Genomic DNA, 18,733 nt, shown 5'->3' on the forward strand with positions numbered 1-18,733 from the left:
TTGCTTTATACTAGCTGAAAAGCCCCTTAAAAACAATCCTCTCGACTAGAACCGCTATCGAAAAAAACGTAAAAAAATCGTATGACACAAATTCTCATAATCTCAAAATTTGTGTCATACGACTTTTTAATATTTATTATGACTAAAAAATTTAACTGAACGTTGAAAACCGCGAATATTCCATAAAAGCTACTTCTGAATTAATGAATCTGAATCCTGCCCGAACCATTTGTGATTAATCTGACTGAGTTGCCCATTCTTAGCAAGTTTAACAAAGGCCTGGTTGATCTTTTTGCGTAAAGTGACATCCCCCTTACGTAAGCCAACCGCGTAGTCTTCCCCGGCAAAATCGCCAACAATCGTTCGATAAGCAGACGGATTGGGTTCGTGCTTAACGTAATAGCCTGCATATACTTGATCGATCAATAATCCCTGAATACGGTTAACGTTCAGATCAATAAAGGCATCATTAAACGTATCGTAGGTTATCGGCGATCCTTTGATATATTGTTTCAATAGCTTAGGCTTTTGATTAACTAACGTTTGAGCTGATGATCCGGTTTGCAAGCCTAAGATTTTGCCCTTCATATCCGAAAACTGCCGGATATTTTGCTTTCTCTTAGTTACCAACACCTGACGATTTCTGAGGTATGGTCGGGAAAAGGCCACTTTGGCTGCCCGCTGAGGTGTTATGGTATAACCATTCCAAATCGCATCAATCGTCCCATTACGCAATTCCGTTTCCTTCATGGACCAGTCGATCGTTTGAAAATCCACTTTGAGACCATACTGGGCAAACGTTGCCTTCGCTAAGTCCACATCGTAACCAACCAATTTCCCATTTTTTTCGCGAAAGCCCATCGGCACAAAGCTATCATCAACACCAATAACGACCGTTCCACGGCGTTTTATATGTTGCCAAGTATCTTGATGATCCGCACGGGTAGCAACGCTCTCGCACCCACTCAAAACTAAAATGCCCATTAGCATGACGGCAACTAATGCCGCTAATCGTCGATACCTGCTTATTGTTCGTTTTCGAATCATTATCTTCATCCTCCCCACTATCCCTGGTCAAACTAACATGACCTTAGGCATTCAGTGGTTTAACTGTCACAACCTGATCGGCAATTTTTTCCGCAAACTGCTGATCATGCGTGACAACAATCTGGGTAATTCCTCGTTTTTTGAGATCTAAAATGAGTTGGCCGACCGTATCGCGAAGCGTTGGGTCCAATGCTGACGTTGGCTCGTCATAACATAAAATAGCTGGTTCCATAGCCAAAGCTCGCGCAATTGCAACACGCTGTTTTTGACCACCTGATAACTGAAATGGATACTGTTTAACGACTTGAGCCAATCCAAGTGATTCAACCAACGGTTCGACTTGTTCACGGGCCTGTTTTGTCGTCTGACCTGTTACCATTTTGGGTGCCAACATGATGTTGTCAAACACACTTAGATTAGGAAACAAATTAAAGTCTTGAAATACAACACCGATTTTACGTTCACTTCCACGATCCTCAACTGGATCGAACGGTTGACCGTCTAAAAGAAAGCTGCCTGAGTCTGGTCGTTCTAATCCAGCAATGCACCGTAACAAGGTCGTTTTGCCGGCACCAGAGGGACCGACGATACTAACAATTTGTTGGTCAGGAACAACCATTGAAAAGTTGTTTAAAATTTTGCGTTGTGCAAATGATTTGTTAATGTTTTTTAATTCCAGCATAGTTTGTCCCTCCTATCGGTAGTAACTGTAGTGTTTCTCTAATCCACGTAAGGCGTAAGTACAAACCAACGTCAACAAAAGATAAATAATCCCCACTAAGATCAGTGGAACCAATGTGACATCTCTAGCAGATGCCACATTGCCGGCACGCAGCAGATCACCTAACCCAATAACATAAACCAGCGATGAATCTTTGACCAAGTTGATCACTTCATTACCAACAGCGGGGATAACGCTTTTAACCACTTGTGGCAGTATGATCTTTCGCAATGTTTGGGTATAAGTTAGTCCGAGCACTTGAGCACCCTCATACTGACCGTGGTCAATACCGGCAAAGCCACCACGGAAAATTTCAGCAAAATAAGCTGCGTAGTTTAAGATAAAGGCGAACAGAGCTGCGGGATAACGGGCAAACACAATATTAACGTCTGGAAGTCCGTAAAAGACAAACATCAATTGAAGCAATAGCGGCGTCCCCCGCATAAGCCAAACGTAAAAGTTTAACACCCAACGAATCGGTGAAAAGCGTGACCGCAGTCCCATACTAACTAATACACCCAGTGGTAAGGCACCAACCAACGTCCAAAAGAAAATACGAATGGTCATCCATGCCCCACTAAATAATGATGGCAAAATCTGATTGACGTATGTTAACGACATGTTAACCCCTCCTATGATGAACAACTTTTTAAAATAATGACAACATGTAGCGGCTTGACACAAAAAAATCCCCTAACTAGCCTAATTGCTAGTTAGAGGACGCTGGTTAACGTGGTGCCACCTCATTTTTCTACCGCCTCACGACGATAAACTCACGGAGTTTATAAACAAAAACACGCCCTCTTTAGTCATCCTAGTGACTAAAGAGGGCGTGTTCGCGCGGTTCCACCTCAAGCTTTCAATTACTTCACAGTAACTGACTCAACGAGTTTGTTTATAAACTCCTTGGGGTAACGGACCGACCGGTTTAACCTACTTCATAAATTCAGTCAAACGACTCACAGATGTGTTTCAACAACAGTCATGGTAATCATCACAGCAGCGATTACTTTCTGGACAAGCCTGTCATCTACTCTTCTGTTCAATGTCATTTCATTCATATTTTTAAGTTAGCAACACTATAGTGTTCTTTACACGCTCTGTCAACCCTATTAAATACGCCACACAGTAAAAAAATTTACTGAACACGTGCACCACGCAAATAAAGTTGGCGTAATGGCACATACAAGATCAACAGAATCACTTCATTTAGGGCCAACGTTGGTGCCAGATCGATTACCATAAAATCAGCGAATGACGTACCAGTGCCACCAATCATTTGTAAGGCCGACCAACTCAATAATGGTTGAATGGTAAAACCTAAAAAACCGACCAGCAATGTCGCAAATAAATTAACGGGAAGCACTTGTCGTAAAGTACGAGCTAACCATACGATAACTGGGAAAATAAACAGGTATACGCCCCAATAGCCACTGTAAAAGAGGTCAAAAACCACGCCAGCGAAAACTGCAAACCAATATGTTGGCATATGATATTGATCTTCAAAGAAAGACGCGCAAAGCAACCACAGCGTAGTAATCTCTGGCACAGCCGTCGCCGAACTGCGGAATAAATGGCCAGCGAACTGCTGGCTGATCGTGCCATCCAAAAACACACTCAACAGAAGGCCAATAATAAACGTCCAGCGTAAGCTTGATTCACGCATGTCATCATCCCCCTATTTATTGTTTTGCGGCAACTGTAACAACGTTAACCGTTCCAAGATTGCCCGCCGGCTTGATGTAAACCTTGTTTGCCAAGCCATAATCGTCAGAGCTGGTTGAGACAATCGTGCCAACAAACAGTCCCTTAGGGGTTATGCCGCCGAGTCCACTAGTTGTCACTTTATCGCCCTTTTTAATGGCAACCTTAGTCGTGATCTGACCCATTTCTAACAGATTTTTGTCTTTATCATAGCCAGTCACAATGCCATTAACCGTCTCACCACCGGCATTAGTGACCTGAATAGCAAACCGGTTAGCGGTGTCAGTATCATCAGAAATCAACTCAACCTTACTGTTGGTTTGATTGACCTCAATCACGCGGCCAATCAATCCCTTGCCCGCAAGAACAGGCATGTTTTTCTTGATGCCACTGGTTTTACCTTTGCCGATAACCAATTGATTCTGCCATGCCGATGGTGTTCGAGCAATAACACCAGCCGTAATTGGCTGGTAATCAATCAAGCTATTGTTTAACTTGGCTTCGCTACGTAATTCTTTATTTTCATTTTCAGTTGTTTGCAAACGAACCTTGTCCTGGGCCATTTGATCAACTTGTTGTTTTAACTTCTGATTTTCATCATACGTGCTTAACAACTGAGAGATCGAATTGACCCCAGCACCGACGCCACCAACAGGTACACTTACCACTCGGTCAGCAAAACCAGCCACATCATTCCCAAATTGTTGAATGATCGGTGGTGTATTTCGACGATTACGAACCGTCACCGATAACGTCAATAGTCCCAGGCATGTAATGATTCCCACGGCGATGATTACGAGTCGTCGGTTTGAAAAGAATCTATGCATTGTTACCTCCAAGTCTAAAAACATCACAATCAAAAAGTGCGACACAAACGCGTTGGCGTCGCGGTTATCTAACCACTTTCAACGTCCGTTGACGCGGTCTGGACAAAAACAATGTCGTTTTCACACATTATTTTTGTCGACCAAGACCAATGCTTTGTGCCACACATTTTCGAATTATTAACGGTTGTTGCGCCGTTTCATGACGTCAATACTCTTCAACGATTCACCAGTACCAATAGCCACACAGTCGAGTGGTTCATTGGCAATGAACACTGGCACCTTGGTTGCTTCAGAAATAACATCCTGAAGATTCTTCAGTAATGCACCACCACCGGTCAAGACAATCCCATGATCGATAACGTCTGCCGCAATTTCAGGTGAGGTTTCTTCCAGTGTTTCCTTAATGGCAGCAATCACTTCAACAATGGTGTCGTGAATTGCTTTGGCAACATCTTCAGCAGTAACATCAATGGTCTTTGGCAAACCAGAAATCAAATCACGGCCTCGGATTGATGCGCCATCCATGCTTTCAGAAGCTTCAACAGAAGCAGAACCAATTTGAATCTTTAAGTTTTCCGCTGTCGTTTCACCAATCAATAAATTGTACTTTTGACGAACGAAAGCAACAATTGACTCATCGAGCTTGTCGCCAGCCATACGAATGGACCGACTGGATACAATCCCACCGAGTGAGATCGTGGCAACATCGGTAGTCCCACCACCAATGTCAACAACCATACTACCAGTTGGATCCATGACAGGAAGACCGGCACCGATGGCGGCTGCAAAAGGTTCCTCAATGACGTATGCATCACGGGCACCAGCCACACGAGTAGCATCAATCACTGCCCGCTTTTCAACTTCAGTAATCCCACTTGGCACACATACCATGATGTATGGTTTTTCAGAAGACCGACCGAGGGCCTTTTGAATGTAATACTTCATCATGGCTACCGTCGTATCATAATCGGCAATAACCCCGTTTTTCATTGGTCGAATAGCTGAAATGCTACCGGGGGTACGACCCAGCATCTTACGTGCTTCTTGACCAACTGCAACCACTTCACCTGTATTCGTGTTACGTGCAACAACAGAAGGCTCGCGTACAACGATGCCCTTGCCGTCAATATATACAAGTGTGTTGGCAGTTCCCAAGTCGATGCCGATGTTTTTTTGTCCTAATCCAAACACAGTATTTCTTCCCTTCAAAAGACCCTTAGGCCAAATCATATCGGAAAAAGTATACCATAGAAAAAACAGTGAAAACAGGTCGTTTCCACTGTTATCAAGATTTTTATTCTTCCTTAAACAAACCGAATTACGACGTAGCCGTATCTTTTTCAGCCAAAATTTCCGGTAACGTCACGGCATTAAAGAGATCATGCTCGCCGAAACTGAAATAACTATGACGACCGACGATAAAACAATCTAGTAGCTCAATGCCGAGCAACTGACCAGCCAACCACAGGCGCTGACCAAATTCTTGATCACTTGGTGAGGGCTTGGCCAGACCACTCGGATGGTTATGTGCAACGATTACCCTCGCCGCATTAGCGACAATCGCCTGATAAAAAACATCACGCGGATGGGCAACGCACGCGTCCACTGTCCCACGGAAAACTTCGCAACGGGCAACAACCTGATTTTTAACATTCAGTGCCAGTAGCAATAACGTTTCCTGACGTAAATCACTCATTTCATCGCTCAACGCAATCCCGACTGTGCGGCTGGACCCCGCTTGAGTACCAATTGTTAATTTTGTCTGCCCTTCTGTTTTTGTACCAATTTGTTTCATGTTTGCCAACCTCCAAATTATGACGTTGACTTAACATACGCAAATTGAGGGTCAGTTGTTCGCCACTTCATCATTATCTGTAAATAAATGACGCACATCAGAAATAAAATACAACGACCCTGTAATAATCAGAACATCATCTGCGGACAAACCGCCTGCAGTTTGTGCGATTGCCACCTGCCAATTGTCAAACTTGGGTACAGGCTGTTTTAAACTAGCTTCCAACGCATCCAAATCTGCCGCATTTCGTTTTGCATTAGGGCCTGCGAAATGTGTTAGCACCAAATGCACGTTTGGCAATGCCGCTAGCGTTGGCAACATTTTTTCGTAAGCTTTGTCCGCCAAAACCGCAAAAATAATGGTCACACTTTGTTGTCCAAAATGAGTTTTGATTAGCTTAGCAAGTTCATCCACGGCTGGCTCATTATGTGCACCGTCGATCACCACCAAAGGCTGGTCGTTTAACTTCTCGAAACGCCCTGCCCAGAAAGCAGTGTTGAGGCCATCACGAATACTTTTAACTGACACTGGCAGTTGTTGTAATTGATGCAATTTTAGATAAGTTGCTAGTGCTGTGGCCGCGTTGTCACTTTGATAACGACCCAACATGCTAATTGTCAGATCCTTTAAATGTTGATCAAAACCATCAAAACTAAACCGTTCCTGCCAGCCCTGAGCCGACTGATAGTGAATCTGATAATCACGGTTCATGGCAAACCAAGGCGTGTCCGTACGTGTAGTGACCTCACGAATAACGGACAACGCGCCGTCATCAGTGATGTTTCCAGTAATCATCGGGACATCGGGTTTCGCAATGCCAGCTTTCTGCCAAGCAATTTTGCTAACCGTGTCACCCAACATTTTCATATGGTCCAAACCAATGGTTGTGATAACTGACAAGAGCGGTGTAATCACATTGGTAGAGTCAAAGCGACCGCCAAGACCGGCTTCTACCAGAACGATATCAGCGTGCCCTTCAGCAAAGTACAGCAACATCATGGCGGTCAACGTTTCAAACTCTGTTGGTCCACCCTCAGGCAGTTCTTCGTCTAACGTTGCTTCAACTGGTTGAATAATTTGAACCAGTCGCAGAATATCTGCATCACTGATAGGTTCACCATCCACACTGATTCGCTCATTGAAACGGACCAAATATGGTGACGTGAAACTGCCCACGGTCAACCCATCTGCCTGTAATAGATTGCGCAAAAAGGTTAGTGTAGAGCCCTTTCCGTTTGTTCCGACAATATGAACCATCTGGATATCCGTTTCGGGATGGTTTAACCGCTCCAGAAACAATCTCATACGATCTAATGTTGGTGATTTTTTAAACTTTGATCGGCCGTGAATATAGGCCACAGCCTCTTCATACGTTTTAACCATGTCAGTGCCCCACTCATTCTCAATTTGTCTACTTGCTATCATACACCAACGACTATGTTAGCCATGCAAAAAGCATACAAAAACGCCGTTCCGTTAACTTATTGTCTTGGTTCAAGTTAACAGAACGGCGCTTTTTCAATTGACTATTTTTCAAGCCAACGTGTGTAACAGAGCGTTCATTTAATTACGGCTCGCTTTAACCTCTGCCAAACGGCTAGTGGCTGCTGTTAGTTTTTGTTGCCAATCAGCTTGCTTACTTCGCTCTTCTGCGACAACTGCTTCTGGCGCATTAGCAACGAAGCGTTCATTACCCAGTTTCTTTTCGGAACGGGTTACTTCATTCTGCAAATTAGCGACTTCTTTTTCAAGACGCGCAATTTCATCATCCAAGTTAATCAATTCAGCTAACGGGATGTAAACTTCCGCATCAGAAATGATGGCTGACATGGCCAGTTTTGGTGCCACAACATCTGGTCCAATCTGCAAGTCACTCGGGTGACAGAACCGATCCACAAAATCACGGTTCGTTTCAAACAGTGTCTTCAATTCTGGATTATTGGTCTTAATCAGCAGTTCAACGGCACTACTCATCGGTGCATTGGCTTCACCACGAATATTACGAACCGCAGTGATCAACTCAATTAAGCGACCCATGTCAGTTTCAGCTTTGGCATCATCAAAGTCATCGTGAACAACTGGGTAGTCCGCCACCATGATGGATTCACCTTCATGCGGCATGTCTTGCCATAGTTCTTCCGTTACGAACGGCATCAGTGGATGCATCAAACGCAACGTCTGGTCAAGAACATAACCCAAGACATTTTGTGTGTTCTTCTTAGCGGCTTCGTCATCCCCGTTAAGCACTTCCTTGGTCATTTCAATGTACCAGTCACACAGGTCATTCCAGATGAAATTATAAAGTGCACGACCAACTTCACCAAATTCAAACTTATCGAACAGGCGATGAACGTCAGCGACCGTTTGGTTCAACCGACTCAAAATCCACCGGTCCGCCAAATTCCAGTTTGCTTTGTCTGGCAATACTGGTTTCTCCATGTCGCCTAAATTCATAATGACGTAACGGCTAGCATTCCAAATCTTGTTAATGAAATTCCACGCCGCATCAAGTTTGGTCGTATCATAACGAACATCTTGACCTGGCGTTGAACCGTTAGCCAAGAACCAGCGCATGGCATCGACACCGTACTTATCGATGACATCCATTGGGTCAATCCCGTTGCCGAGTGACTTACTCATTTTACGGCCTTGATTGTCCCGCATCAAACCATGCATCAGCACGTTCTTAAACGGCCGTTTGCCAGTAAATTCAACCGATTCAAACATCATTCTGGATACCCAGAAGAAAATGATATCGTAACCAGTAACCAAATCATCAGTTGGGAAATACCGTTTGAAATCTGGATTATCAGTGTCTGGCCAGCCCATAGTCGTCATCGGCCACAAGCCGGAACTAAACCACGTATCCAAAACATCTGGATCTTGAGTCCAGTTTTCTTCGTCCTTCGGTGCTTCCATGCCAACATACGTTTCACCAGTTTGCTTATTGTACCAAGCTGGAATCCGGTGACCCCACCATAGTTGACGGGAAATAACCCAGTCATGAACGTTATTCATCCACTGTTCATAGGTATCTTCAAACCGTGAAGGCCAGAACGTGACCTTGTCATCTGTCTTTTGGTGATCCAATGCTTGCTCTGCCAATGGCTTCATCTTAACAAACCACTGGGTTGAAAGACGGGCTTCAACCTGCACACCGGTCCGTTCTGAGTGACCAACTGAGTGCACGATTGGGTCAATCTTTAGCATCCAGCCACCGTCCTGCAAGTCTTGAACAATGGCCTTACGAGCGTCAAAACGATCCATCCCGTTATACTTACCGGCATTTTCGTTTAACGTTGCGTCCTCATTCATGGTATTGATCCGTTTCAGATTATGACGGTTACCTACCAGAAAGTCGTTTGGGTCATGAGCTGGCGTGATTTTAACCATCCCCGTTCCAAACTCAGGGTCAACGTATTCGTCCGCAATAATCGGAATCTCGCGGTCAACCAATGGTACCTTGATGTGCTTGCCGACTAATTCCTTATACCGTTCGTCACTCGGGTGAACAGCAACAGCAACGTCACCAAACATTGTTTCGGGACGAGTCGTAGCAATTTCAATGTAATCCTTGCCTTCATACGTCGTGCCATCCGTGAATGGATACTTAACGTGGTAGAAAGCACCCTTATCGTCCTTGTGGATAACTTCAATATCGGACAACGCTGTGCGGGCTTGTGGATCCCAGTTAATAATGTATTCACCACGATAGATCAAACCCTTGTTATACAAATCAACGAAGACCTTACGAACAGCCTTAGAAAGGCCTTCGTCAAGTGTAAACCGTTCGCGACTGTAATCCATGGACAGACCTAATTTAGCCCACTGCTTATGAATAGTAGCGGCATATTCGTCCTTCCAGTCCCAAACTTGTTCCACGAACTTCTCGCGGCCAAGATCGTAACGAGAAATGCCTTGTTCACGCAAGCGTGCTTCAACCTTTGCTTGCGTGGCAATGCCAGCGTGATCCATACCAGGAACCCACAATGTATCGTAGCCTTCCATTCGTTTGTAACGAACTAGCATATCTTGCAAGGCGGTATCCCAAGCGTGTCCTAAATGAAGCTTCCCCGTAACGTTTGGTGGTGGCAAAACAATCGAATAAGGCTTGGCCTTTTTATCGCCAGATGGTTTAAATAATCCTGCATCCAGCCATTTTTGATAGCGACCATTTTCAACGGCACGTGGATCATATTTCGTCGGTAAATCTTTAGTTGCCATGTAATCATTCCTTTCAACTCATCATAATTTTTAAGTAATGTTATCAACGTGTGTGGTGAAAGCAGCGTGTTGTGCCTCCAAACGACAAAAAATCGTCCTAATTTCCATACAGAAAATTAGGACGATTAATCGCGGTACCACCTAAATTGGGTATTGCTACCCCACTCAAGCACGGTTTAACGGACGTGACCCGAATTCACCTACTAACGCTCAGCACTCAAGCGTATTCAGCAAACCTGCCAACAAGCTACTTTCGCTACACGTCGTTTACCGGCCTTCCATCAACACCAGCTTGCTATAAAACCACGATTCACTACTCTCTTGTTCAATGCATTATTCGTTTTCAAACATCTTTAATATTTTTTATCATAGACTGTCCAGCATTGACCGTCAAGATGGTTTTCCATCTCACAATTAAAGCGGATTATTTTTCAAACTGTTCTAAGGCGTCTAAAGCGGCCAAATAATCAGGCTCCTGACCAATATTAGGCACCACTTGGCGATAAACGACTTTGCCCTCTGCGTCCATTACGTAAACGGCTCGCGCAAGCACGTCTAAATCAGGAACCAACAGATTTGTCGCGTAACCGAACGATTCTTCTTCATCCGACAACACGGATAAATTCGTCACACCTTCAGCCGCACACCAGTTTTTTTGTTCCAACGGTGTATTCTTCGAAACAGTCACAAAACGAACATTTTGATGATAGTCGGCCTGCTGATTAAATTTCTTGGTTTGCACTGAACATACCGGCGTGTTCAAATCTGGTACCACGCTAATGACCAGTGGTTTGCCTAACAATTCAGCCATTTTGACCTTATTGCCATCTTCGTCAAATAATTTAAAATGCGGTAACGCATCCCCAACGGCCAGCGGTTCACCGACCAGCTGTACTTTATTGTCATCTGCAACGATTTCCACAAGAACCACTCCTGTCTATTTAAATTCACTCACAAAACACCACAAATTACGGTCATAAGGTGTTCGTTGAGCCTTATTCTAAACCATTTCCCCGTTAAGTAAAGGACTGGCACTTTAAATTTCAGTCTCGATTTATGGTAGATTGTAAAATTAATCCGAACGCTGTTCGGACAAAAAAGATCAGCTTCCTTTAAAATGGTGTTTACCACAAACCCATCTTTTAGGAGCTGATCTTTTGTCTAGTATAACCTATTCCGAACGAATTAAAATCGAAACCTTTTGTGAACTAGGGCTGTCCAATATCCAAATGGGCGTTCGGCTGAACCGATCACCGTCAACAATTTCTTATGAATTATCTCGATGTCAACCTTATCAGGCTGAATTAGCACAAACAGATGCCGAATACAAGCGATCACGATGTGGTCGGAAAACTAAGCTGAGCGATGAGTTAAAGCAAAAAATTCTCAACCATTTACGTCTAAGCTGGTCACCAGGAATGATTGCTCACGAATTTAAACTAGCTACTAAATCTATTTATAATTGGCTAAATCAGGAGAGAATTGATTTCTCCTTGAATGATCTACCTGAACATGGCGTACGCCAACGGCGTAACGTTGACCAACGATCCAAATATAATCAATCTTTGGGGCGATCAATTGAACAGCGTCCCATGATGATTAATCAACGTAATCGCATCGGCGATTTTGAACTAGATACAGTCGTTGGTCCTCGTGGGCATAGTAAGGCAGTTTTATTAACTTTAATCGATCGAAAATCACGGTTCCTTTGGGCATACCGGTTAAAAGATCGGACGACAGTGACTGTTAATGAAGCACTAACTAAGTTCCTAACCACTTTTAATGGTCCGGTGCACAGCTTTACTGTGGACCGTGGCACTGAGTTTAGTGGGCTAGTATCACTTGAATCACAATATGGTATTAAGACCTATTACTGCCATGCTTATACGCCAGCTGAACGTGGTAGTAATGAACGCTTTAATCGGAATTTACGTTATTTTTATCCTAAAGGGACTCGTTTTGAACACATTAGTGCTCAAGATTTAACGACGACGTTACTCCAAATTAACCAGCGACCGCTTAAAATACTCGACTGGCAAACACCGTATCAGGTTATGCTGACAAATTTGTCCAAAAATTCGGATTAAATTTGCAATCTACCTTATAAAGATTAATAAATAGTGCTGACCTGATTTTAGCAATTGTCGTAAGAAGGAGCTGTGACACAAGTCCGATTTGAGAACGAGCATTAACGTAAAACTGACCTATTCCCGAACTTTGGGAATGGGTCAGTTTTGGGTTAAGCAGAATTCTCAGGACCTTGGAGCGCGATATTACTCACATTATTCGTCCCAAATAAACTTATGTCCCAATTTCTTTAACACTAGATCAGATTTGTAACAGTTTAATTTGAAGTTTAAACGTCAACTAATAGCAACTATCCCTGCTAAAGGGCGTTAAAGCTGACTACAAATTAACTTCCTTGTCATTAACCGAAACCGTAAGTGGATCACCCGAAATCAGTTTGACGTTTGTTCCGTTTGCATCCACATGAACTTCAATCAGACGACCACGGAACAGTTGACGGAATTGGTAACTGGTCCATTTCTTCGGTAGGAATGGTGCAAAATGTAACTCATCATTGCGAACCCGCATGCCGGCAAAGCCTTGAACAATCGCTAACCAACTACCAGTCATTGATGTAATATGCAAACCATCGACCGTATCGTTATTGTAGTTATCCAAATCCAAGCGTGATGTGCGTTCGTACATTTCAACGGCCTTATCTTCATAATGCAGATCAGCTGCCAAAATTGAATGGATGGCTGCGGATAGGCTGGATTCATGAACCGTTAATGGCTCGTAGAAATCAAAGTTGGCCTTCTTTTGGGCAGGTGTAAAGTCATCAATAAAGTCCCAAACACCCTGTAAGACATCCCCTTGCTTAATGTAAGGGGACCGTAAGATTTTGTCCCATGACCAGTGTTGGTTAATTGGCAATTGATCAGCAGGAATCGCACTGACTGGTTCGATATCCTTGTCAAGGAAGCCATCATGCTGAACAAAAATGCCAAGTTTGTCATCGTGTGGCAGATACATCTTGTCGACGATATCTTGCCATTGCTTCTTCTCTTCATCGCTAACAGCTAAATCAGCGGCCTGTTTTGCGTCAACCTCTTGTAATACCTGCAACGTGTACTTCAACGTCCATTGAGCCAAGTAGTTGGTGTACCAGTTGTTGTCGACGTTATTTTCGTATTCATCTGGACCTGTGACACCATGAATCATGTACTGTTGATTACGTTTGGAGAAGTGAACACGGTCGGCCCAGAAGCGGGAAATTTCCGTCAACACTTTACTACCTTCGTGTAAGACATAACTCTTGTCGCCCGTATAACGCGTGTAGTTGTATATCGCAAACGCAATGTCACCATTACGATGAATTTCTTCAAACGTGATTTCCCATTCGTTGTGTGATTCAATACCGTCAAATGTGACCATCGGGAACAAGGCACCTTTAAGTCCCTGCATCTTTGCATTATGGTAAGCGCCATCCAATTGTTGATAACGATACATCAACAGATTGCGAGTAACTTTTTGATCCGTTACGCCAAGATAAACGGGTACTGCAAAGGCTTCTGTGTCCCAGTAAGTAGCACCACCATACTTTTCACCAGTGAAGCCCTTTGGTCCGATATTTAACCGTGAATCTTCACCATAGTAGGTCGAGAACAGCTGGAACAGATTAAAACGAATCCCCTGTTGAGCACCAACGTCCCCTTCAATGGAAACATCACTCTTCGTCCAGCGGTCAGCCCAAACGGCCGTGTGTGCTTGGTAAAGATCATCAAATGATTGCTTGTTAACATCTGCCGTCAAGTCATGCATTCCTGCTGTTAAGGCAATTTGGTCATCATAATCACGTGATGTTACCACAATCACACGCTTTTCCAACTGAGCGGTTTCACCGGCAGCCAATTCACCACCAAATTCATTCGTGACTTCAGTTGCTGTTTGCACACCGTTTTCAACAGCTGGCAACGTGCTCTTATTGGTCATTTGCATCCCAACGGTAAATTGAGGCGTGCCAAAATTATTCGGCTTGGTCTTGGTGACCACTTCACCTTGGTCACTGGTACCGTCAATATTCAACACATCCCAGAACCGTTCGTCGTAGTTAGCGTCTTCGTTTTGAACATCAGCATCCAACGATGAGTTTAATTCTAGCTTAACAGCCTGATCGCCCACGTTTTTAACACTAACTCGAATAACCGCTAACTCTTTTTGTGCAGCGCTGACAAACCGTTCAAACGTGAAAGCCAACTTAGCTGCACCCTTCGTCACGGTGAATGTCCGGGTCAACAAAGCATGTTGCATGTCCAAATCAAGTTTAAAATCACTCACTTGATCTTTGGCCAAATCAAGCTTTTCGCCATTAATCACCGCATTGACCTTAATAAAGTTGACCGCGTTGATAACTTTACCAAAGTAAGCAGGATAACCATTCTTCCACCAACCAACACGTGTCTTATCTGGGAACCACACGCCCCCAAGGTAAATACCAGGTAAAGTATCGCCACTGTAATCTTCTTCAAAGAAGCCACGGAGCCCCATGTTACCGTTACCAAGACTGGTCATTGATTCCTGTAGGCGCTTGTCCTCTGGATCAAATTTTCGGGTAACAACGTTCCATGGTTCGATGTCAAACGTTTGTTTCATAGTTTTATTCGTCCCTTCTCACATATATTGTTCTCTGCTCAGTGCAAACTGGGCTTCGGCATCACTCTTATTCCGCATACGTTTCGTGAACGATACCAACGGAAAGCGCACCGACTAATAATAGAATACCGGAAAGTAAAATCATAACAGGCATGGATGAACCCAAAAGTGGGAACAAACCAAAACTAAGCACACTGGCAACAATCTGTGGCAAACAAATTGACCCGTTGAATAAGCCAAGATAGGTTCCCATGTTGGCACCAGAAAGTGCGTTTGTCAGGATCGTGAATGGGAATGCCGTCATTGAAGCCCAAGCAATACCAATTAAAATAAATGAAACAATTAATAACCAGCGGTTGTGGATAAAGAATACTGAACCAAAACCAACGGCCCCTAAGGCCAGTCCTAAAGAGTACGCCTGTTTGTGCAAGTTGTTTGGTACCCGTGCAATAACAAGTGACCACACAACAGCAGCAAGTGATTGAACTGCTGACATTAAACCAAACCAGTTACCAGCGGCCTGATACCCTGCACTTGCTGGGTTAACTGCCTGCCAAACATTTTTAGAAATCGCACCAGTACCGTATGTCCATAGATACTGGAAACCCATCCAGCAGAAGAATTGGACGACCGTAACAGTCCAGAATACTTTTGGCGCGTGTGCTAACAACTTGAACATGTTTTCGCTCTTCTTGTTCGCATTTTCATCAATGTTATGATACTGCGCGTATGTAGCAGGATCGTATTCCTTCACACGGAAAACCGTGAATAAGCTACAAATGATCAGGATAACCGCACCAACATAGAATGAAATGATAACAGATTGTGGTACAACACCCTTTTTAGCTGTGTTGGCAACACCAAGTGCTGTCAGTAAAAACGGAAAGACAGAAGCTAAAACGGCACCTGTGTTAGAAAGAAAACTTTGAACACCGTATGCAAAACCTTTTTGGTCATCGTTGACCATGTCACCAACCATCATTTTGAATGGTTGCATCGCAACGTTACTGGATAAATCCATGAACAAAATGGTAATAGCACCAAACCAAAGGGCTGTCAGCGATGCATAACCAAATCCAAAACTACCAGCGTTTGGTAATAACATCATGACAATAACCGCCACAATGGCACCAATTAACAAGTAAGGAATCCGGCGACCAAGTTTAGGCATCCAGGTCCGGTCTGAGTAATAACCAACTAATGGTTGAACAACCAACCCAGCTAACGGCGGTAAGATGAAGAACGCCCCTAACTTGGTTGGATCTGCCCCAATCGTTTGGAAAATCCGACCCATGTTTGAGCTCTGTAACGAAAAGGCCATTTGGACCCCAAGAAAACCAAAACTGATCATCCAAATAACACTAGCAGGTAATGTCGGTAATTTATGCTTTTTATCGACGCTCTGCGATGACGACTTATTCTCTGCCATGCTGCTTCCTCCATTTCAAAAATCAAACCAATAATTGCAAACGCGTTGTTATTGAGCAACGTTGATTAATCGATATTTATTATGCAACCGCTTACAATAAAATGCAACCGTTTGCACAAAAGTTTTTTTAAAGTAGATTGTAAAATTAATCCGAACGCTGTTCGGACAAAAAAGATCAGCTTCCTTTAAAATGGTGTTTACAACAAACCCATCTTTTAGGAGCTGATCTTTTGTCTAGTATAACCTATTCCGAACGAATTAAAATCGAAACCTTTTGTGAACTAGGGCTGTCCAATATCCAAATGGGCGTTCGGCTGAACCGATCACCGTCAACAATTTCTTATGAATTATCTCGATGTCAACCTTATCAGGCTGAATTAGCACAAACAGATGCCGAATACAAGCGATCACGATGTGGTCGGAAAACTAAGCTGAGCGATGAGTTAAAGCAAACAATTCTCAACCATTTACATCTAAGCTGGTCACCAGGAATGATTGCTCACGAATTTAAACTAGCGACTAAATCTATTTATAATTGGCTAAATCAGGGGAGAATTGGTTTCTCCTTGAATGATCTACCTGAACATGGCGTACGCCAACGGCGTAACGTTGACCAACGATCCAAATATAATCAATCTTTGGGGCGATCGATTGAACAGCGTCCCATGATGATTAATCAACGTAATCGCATCGGTGATTTTGAACTAGATACCGTCGTTGGCCCTCGTGGGCATAGTAAGGCAGTTTTATTAACTTTAATCGATCGCAAATCACGGTTCCTTTGGGCATATCGGTTAAAGGACCGAACGACAGCGAGTGTTAATGAAGCACTGACTAAGTTCCTAACAACTTTTAATGGACCGGTGCACAGTTTTACTGTGGACCGTGGTACTGAGTTTAGTGGGCTAGTATCATTTGAATCACAATATGGTATTAAGACCTATTACTGTCATGCTTATACGCCAGCTGAACGTGGTAGTAATGAACGCTTTAATCGGAATTTACGTTATTTTTATCCTAAGGGGACTCGTTTTGAGCACATTAGTGCTCAAGATTTAACGACGACGTTACTCCAAATTAACCAGAGACCGCTTAAAATACTTGACTGGAAAACACCGTATCAGGTTATGCTGACCAATTTGTCCAAAAATTCGGATTAAATTTGCAATCTACCTTAAACTTTTTTACTTACTTGTCTTAATTGGCCAAACTGTCTAGCAATTCCACTTTATCAGTCACAAATAAAAGCCATCGCTAACGTAACACCTGTTTGCGGTGTAACACCTGTTTGCGGTGTCACCATAGCGATGGCTTTCAATTTTTTAGCGCATTAATTAGTTCAACTGCTCAAACGGCAGAATGATCCGATTCTCATGACCTGCTTCCGTTGAATGCTTACGAAAAACGAGTTCAGCCGCAGCGGCACCCAAGCGTTCGGGATACAAATCAATTGAATGGAAATTGACGTTTGGCAACGGTAACGAAATCGATCGGTTGTAGCTGACCAATGGCACCTGTGCGTCCGGATGAACATGTTGCCATCGTTGATAAAACGACAGCCCAATCAGATCATCCGTGGCCAAAATACCATCAATGTTAGGATGCTTTTCAAGCCATTCGGTTATCGAAGCAATTGGTGCGTCAGCACGGGGTAACTGCGTTTCAACAGTCGGTACACCACGCTTAGCAGCAATTTGTTTAAATCCTTGACGACGATTTTGCTCGTATGGCCAATCTACTGCAGAACTAACAAATACAGGTCGGTTAGCATGAAGCTTATCAAGCAGATACGTTGCCCCCGCCTCACCAGCAGCCACATTGTCATTGTCAACATAGTCATCATCGTGGCTAACACTTGGTTGACCAACAATGACAAACCGTAGTCCAGCCAACCGCAAATAATCGGCAACAGGATCATCTTCGTGGGAATACAGTAAAACAAAGCGTTTAACCTTGGCCTGATCAACCATCGCTGACACATTGGCCAATACATCATCAGACGTTTCACCAATCGCAACAGATAGCACATACTGCCGTTGTGTCAACACCCTATTGATGCCACGCATGGCATCAATGAAGAATGGATTGCCCTGCGTGCTACTTTGACTAGGTGGAAACACGACACCAACCACGTTTGCTTCACCACGGGTTAAACTCTTCGCGTTATAGTTGGGGACGTATCCCAAACGTGCTGCTAGCGACTGAATGCGTCGTCTCGTAGCCGCCGAAATCCGCGGATTATCGTTCAAAGCTCGCGACGCCGTTGAAACCGACACCCCCGCTTGATTTGCAATATCCCTGATCGTTATCATGCCTGCACCTGACTT

Annotated in this window: 15 protein-coding genes and 2 other annotated features; of the genes, 2 read left to right on the forward strand and 13 right to left on the reverse strand. The window is 43.7% G+C overall.

Features of this window, described 5'->3' with window-relative positions; all coding sequences use genetic code 11:
- Positions 1 to 189 precede the first annotated feature (189 nt).
- The 10 genes from ABUE36_RS09635 to tpx form a co-directional block, all read right to left on the reverse strand.
- Positions 190 to 1,047: an amino acid ABC transporter substrate-binding protein gene (locus ABUE36_RS09635; RefSeq protein WP_284142922.1), complete on the reverse strand. Its 858-nt coding sequence runs from the start codon at positions 1,045 to 1,047 to the stop codon at positions 190 to 192.
- Positions 1,048 to 1,090: 43 nt separating this feature from the next.
- The gene (locus tag ABUE36_RS09640; RefSeq protein WP_161000849.1) at positions 1,091 to 1,729 is read right to left on the reverse strand and encodes an amino acid ABC transporter ATP-binding protein; all 639 of its coding nucleotides are present in this window, start codon (positions 1,727 to 1,729) and stop codon (positions 1,091 to 1,093) included.
- A gap of 12 nt (positions 1,730 to 1,741) precedes the next feature.
- On the reverse strand, positions 1,742 to 2,389 hold the full coding sequence (locus ABUE36_RS09645; RefSeq protein WP_161000848.1) for an amino acid ABC transporter permease: 648 nt from the start codon (positions 2,387 to 2,389) through the stop codon (positions 1,742 to 1,744).
- Between the two features lie 92 nt (positions 2,390 to 2,481).
- Positions 2,482 to 2,823, reverse strand: a binding site (T-box leader).
- A gap of 83 nt (positions 2,824 to 2,906) precedes the next feature.
- Positions 2,907 to 3,434: a rod shape-determining protein MreD gene (gene mreD, locus ABUE36_RS09650; RefSeq protein WP_161004272.1), complete on the reverse strand. Its 528-nt coding sequence runs from the start codon at positions 3,432 to 3,434 to the stop codon at positions 2,907 to 2,909.
- Positions 3,435 to 3,450: 16 nt separating this feature from the next.
- Positions 3,451 to 4,299 (reverse strand): rod shape-determining protein MreC, encoded by an 849-nt coding sequence (gene mreC, locus ABUE36_RS09655; protein WP_017261210.1) that lies wholly within the window; start codon positions 4,297 to 4,299, stop codon positions 3,451 to 3,453.
- Between the two features lie 177 nt (positions 4,300 to 4,476).
- On the reverse strand, positions 4,477 to 5,490 hold the full coding sequence (locus tag ABUE36_RS09660; protein ID WP_161000846.1) for a rod shape-determining protein: 1,014 nt from the start codon (positions 5,488 to 5,490) through the stop codon (positions 4,477 to 4,479).
- A gap of 127 nt (positions 5,491 to 5,617) precedes the next feature.
- Positions 5,618 to 6,094 (reverse strand): JAB domain-containing protein, encoded by a 477-nt coding sequence (locus tag ABUE36_RS09665; RefSeq protein ID WP_017261212.1) that lies wholly within the window; start codon positions 6,092 to 6,094, stop codon positions 5,618 to 5,620.
- Positions 6,095 to 6,145: 51 nt separating this feature from the next.
- Complete coding sequence (locus ABUE36_RS09670; RefSeq protein ID WP_421016659.1) at positions 6,146 to 7,477, reverse strand: bifunctional folylpolyglutamate synthase/dihydrofolate synthase; 1,332 nt, start codon at positions 7,475 to 7,477, stop codon at positions 6,146 to 6,148.
- Between the two features lie 180 nt (positions 7,478 to 7,657).
- The gene (locus ABUE36_RS09675) at positions 7,658 to 10,318 is read right to left on the reverse strand and encodes a valine--tRNA ligase (RefSeq protein WP_161000844.1); all 2,661 of its coding nucleotides are present in this window, start codon (positions 10,316 to 10,318) and stop codon (positions 7,658 to 7,660) included.
- 114 nt (positions 10,319 to 10,432) lie between these two features.
- Positions 10,433 to 10,656: a binding site (T-box leader), on the reverse strand.
- Positions 10,657 to 10,742: 86 nt separating this feature from the next.
- On the reverse strand, positions 10,743 to 11,240 hold the full coding sequence (tpx, locus tag ABUE36_RS09680) for a thiol peroxidase (protein ID WP_017261215.1): 498 nt from the start codon (positions 11,238 to 11,240) through the stop codon (positions 10,743 to 10,745).
- Between the two features lie 235 nt (positions 11,241 to 11,475).
- On the opposite strand from tpx, the gene ABUE36_RS09685 reads away from it, so the two are divergent.
- Positions 11,476 to 12,405: an IS30-like element ISLpl1 family transposase gene (locus tag ABUE36_RS09685; protein ID WP_421016461.1), complete on the forward strand. Its 930-nt coding sequence runs from the start codon at positions 11,476 to 11,478 to the stop codon at positions 12,403 to 12,405.
- A 319-nt stretch (positions 12,406 to 12,724) separates the two neighbouring features.
- Here the strand turns inward: ABUE36_RS09685 and ABUE36_RS09690 are convergent, their stop codons facing one another.
- Both ABUE36_RS09690 and ABUE36_RS09695 read right to left on the reverse strand, forming a co-directional pair.
- Positions 12,725 to 14,977, reverse strand: coding sequence for a glycoside hydrolase family 65 protein (locus tag ABUE36_RS09690; protein WP_421016660.1), 2,253 nt, complete (start codon positions 14,975 to 14,977; stop codon positions 12,725 to 12,727).
- 67 nt (positions 14,978 to 15,044) lie between these two features.
- Entirely contained in the window at positions 15,045 to 16,406 is a 1,362-nt protein-coding gene (locus tag ABUE36_RS09695; RefSeq protein ID WP_421016661.1) for an SLC45 family MFS transporter, read from the reverse strand.
- 230 nt (positions 16,407 to 16,636) lie between these two features.
- Between ABUE36_RS09695 and ABUE36_RS09700 the strand changes: the two genes are divergently transcribed.
- Positions 16,637 to 17,566, forward strand: coding sequence for an IS30-like element ISLpl1 family transposase (locus ABUE36_RS09700; RefSeq protein ID WP_096109805.1), 930 nt, complete (start codon positions 16,637 to 16,639; stop codon positions 17,564 to 17,566).
- A 174-nt stretch (positions 17,567 to 17,740) separates the two neighbouring features.
- Here ABUE36_RS09700 and ABUE36_RS09705 read toward each other — a convergent pair whose 3' ends face one another.
- A complete protein-coding gene (locus tag ABUE36_RS09705) occupies positions 17,741 to 18,718 on the reverse strand; it encodes a LacI family DNA-binding transcriptional regulator (RefSeq protein WP_161000841.1) in 978 nt (325 codons plus the stop codon).
- Positions 18,719 to 18,733: the final 15 nt, after the last annotated feature.

This window comes from Furfurilactobacillus cerevisiae (genome assembly GCF_048961765.1).
In the GTDB taxonomy this organism is placed as follows: domain Bacteria; phylum Bacillota; class Bacilli; order Lactobacillales; family Lactobacillaceae; genus Furfurilactobacillus; species Furfurilactobacillus milii_A.

Coding starts and splice junctions, on each gene's coding strand:
- ABUE36_RS09690 (WP_421016660.1), bottom strand. CDS start 14,977: ATGAAACAAACGTTTGACATCGAACCATGGAACGTTGTTACCCGAAAA.
- ABUE36_RS09695 (WP_421016661.1), bottom strand. CDS start 16,406: ATGGCAGAGAATAAGTCGTCATCGCAGAGCGTCGATAAAAAGCATAAA.
- ABUE36_RS09705 (WP_161000841.1), bottom strand. CDS start 18,718: ATGATAACGATCAGGGATATTGCAAATCAAGCGGGGGTGTCGGTTTCA.
- ABUE36_RS09645 (WP_161000848.1), bottom strand. CDS start 2,389: ATGTCGTTAACATACGTCAATCAGATTTTGCCATCATTATTTAGTGGG.
- ABUE36_RS09670 (WP_421016659.1), bottom strand. CDS start 7,477: ATGGTTAAAACGTATGAAGAGGCTGTGGCCTATATTCACGGCCGATCA.
- ABUE36_RS09665 (WP_017261212.1), bottom strand. CDS start 6,094: ATGAAACAAATTGGTACAAAAACAGAAGGGCAGACAAAATTAACAATT.
- ABUE36_RS09635 (WP_284142922.1), bottom strand. CDS start 1,047: ATGATTCGAAAACGAACAATAAGCAGGTATCGACGATTAGCGGCATTA.
- ABUE36_RS09640 (WP_161000849.1), bottom strand. CDS start 1,729: ATGCTGGAATTAAAAAACATTAACAAATCATTTGCACAACGCAAAATT.
- ABUE36_RS09675 (WP_161000844.1), bottom strand. CDS start 10,318: ATGGCAACTAAAGATTTACCGACGAAATATGATCCACGTGCCGTTGAA.
- mreC (WP_017261210.1), bottom strand. CDS start 4,299: ATGCATAGATTCTTTTCAAACCGACGACTCGTAATCATCGCCGTGGGA.
- mreD (WP_161004272.1), bottom strand. CDS start 3,434: ATGCGTGAATCAAGCTTACGCTGGACGTTTATTATTGGCCTTCTGTTG.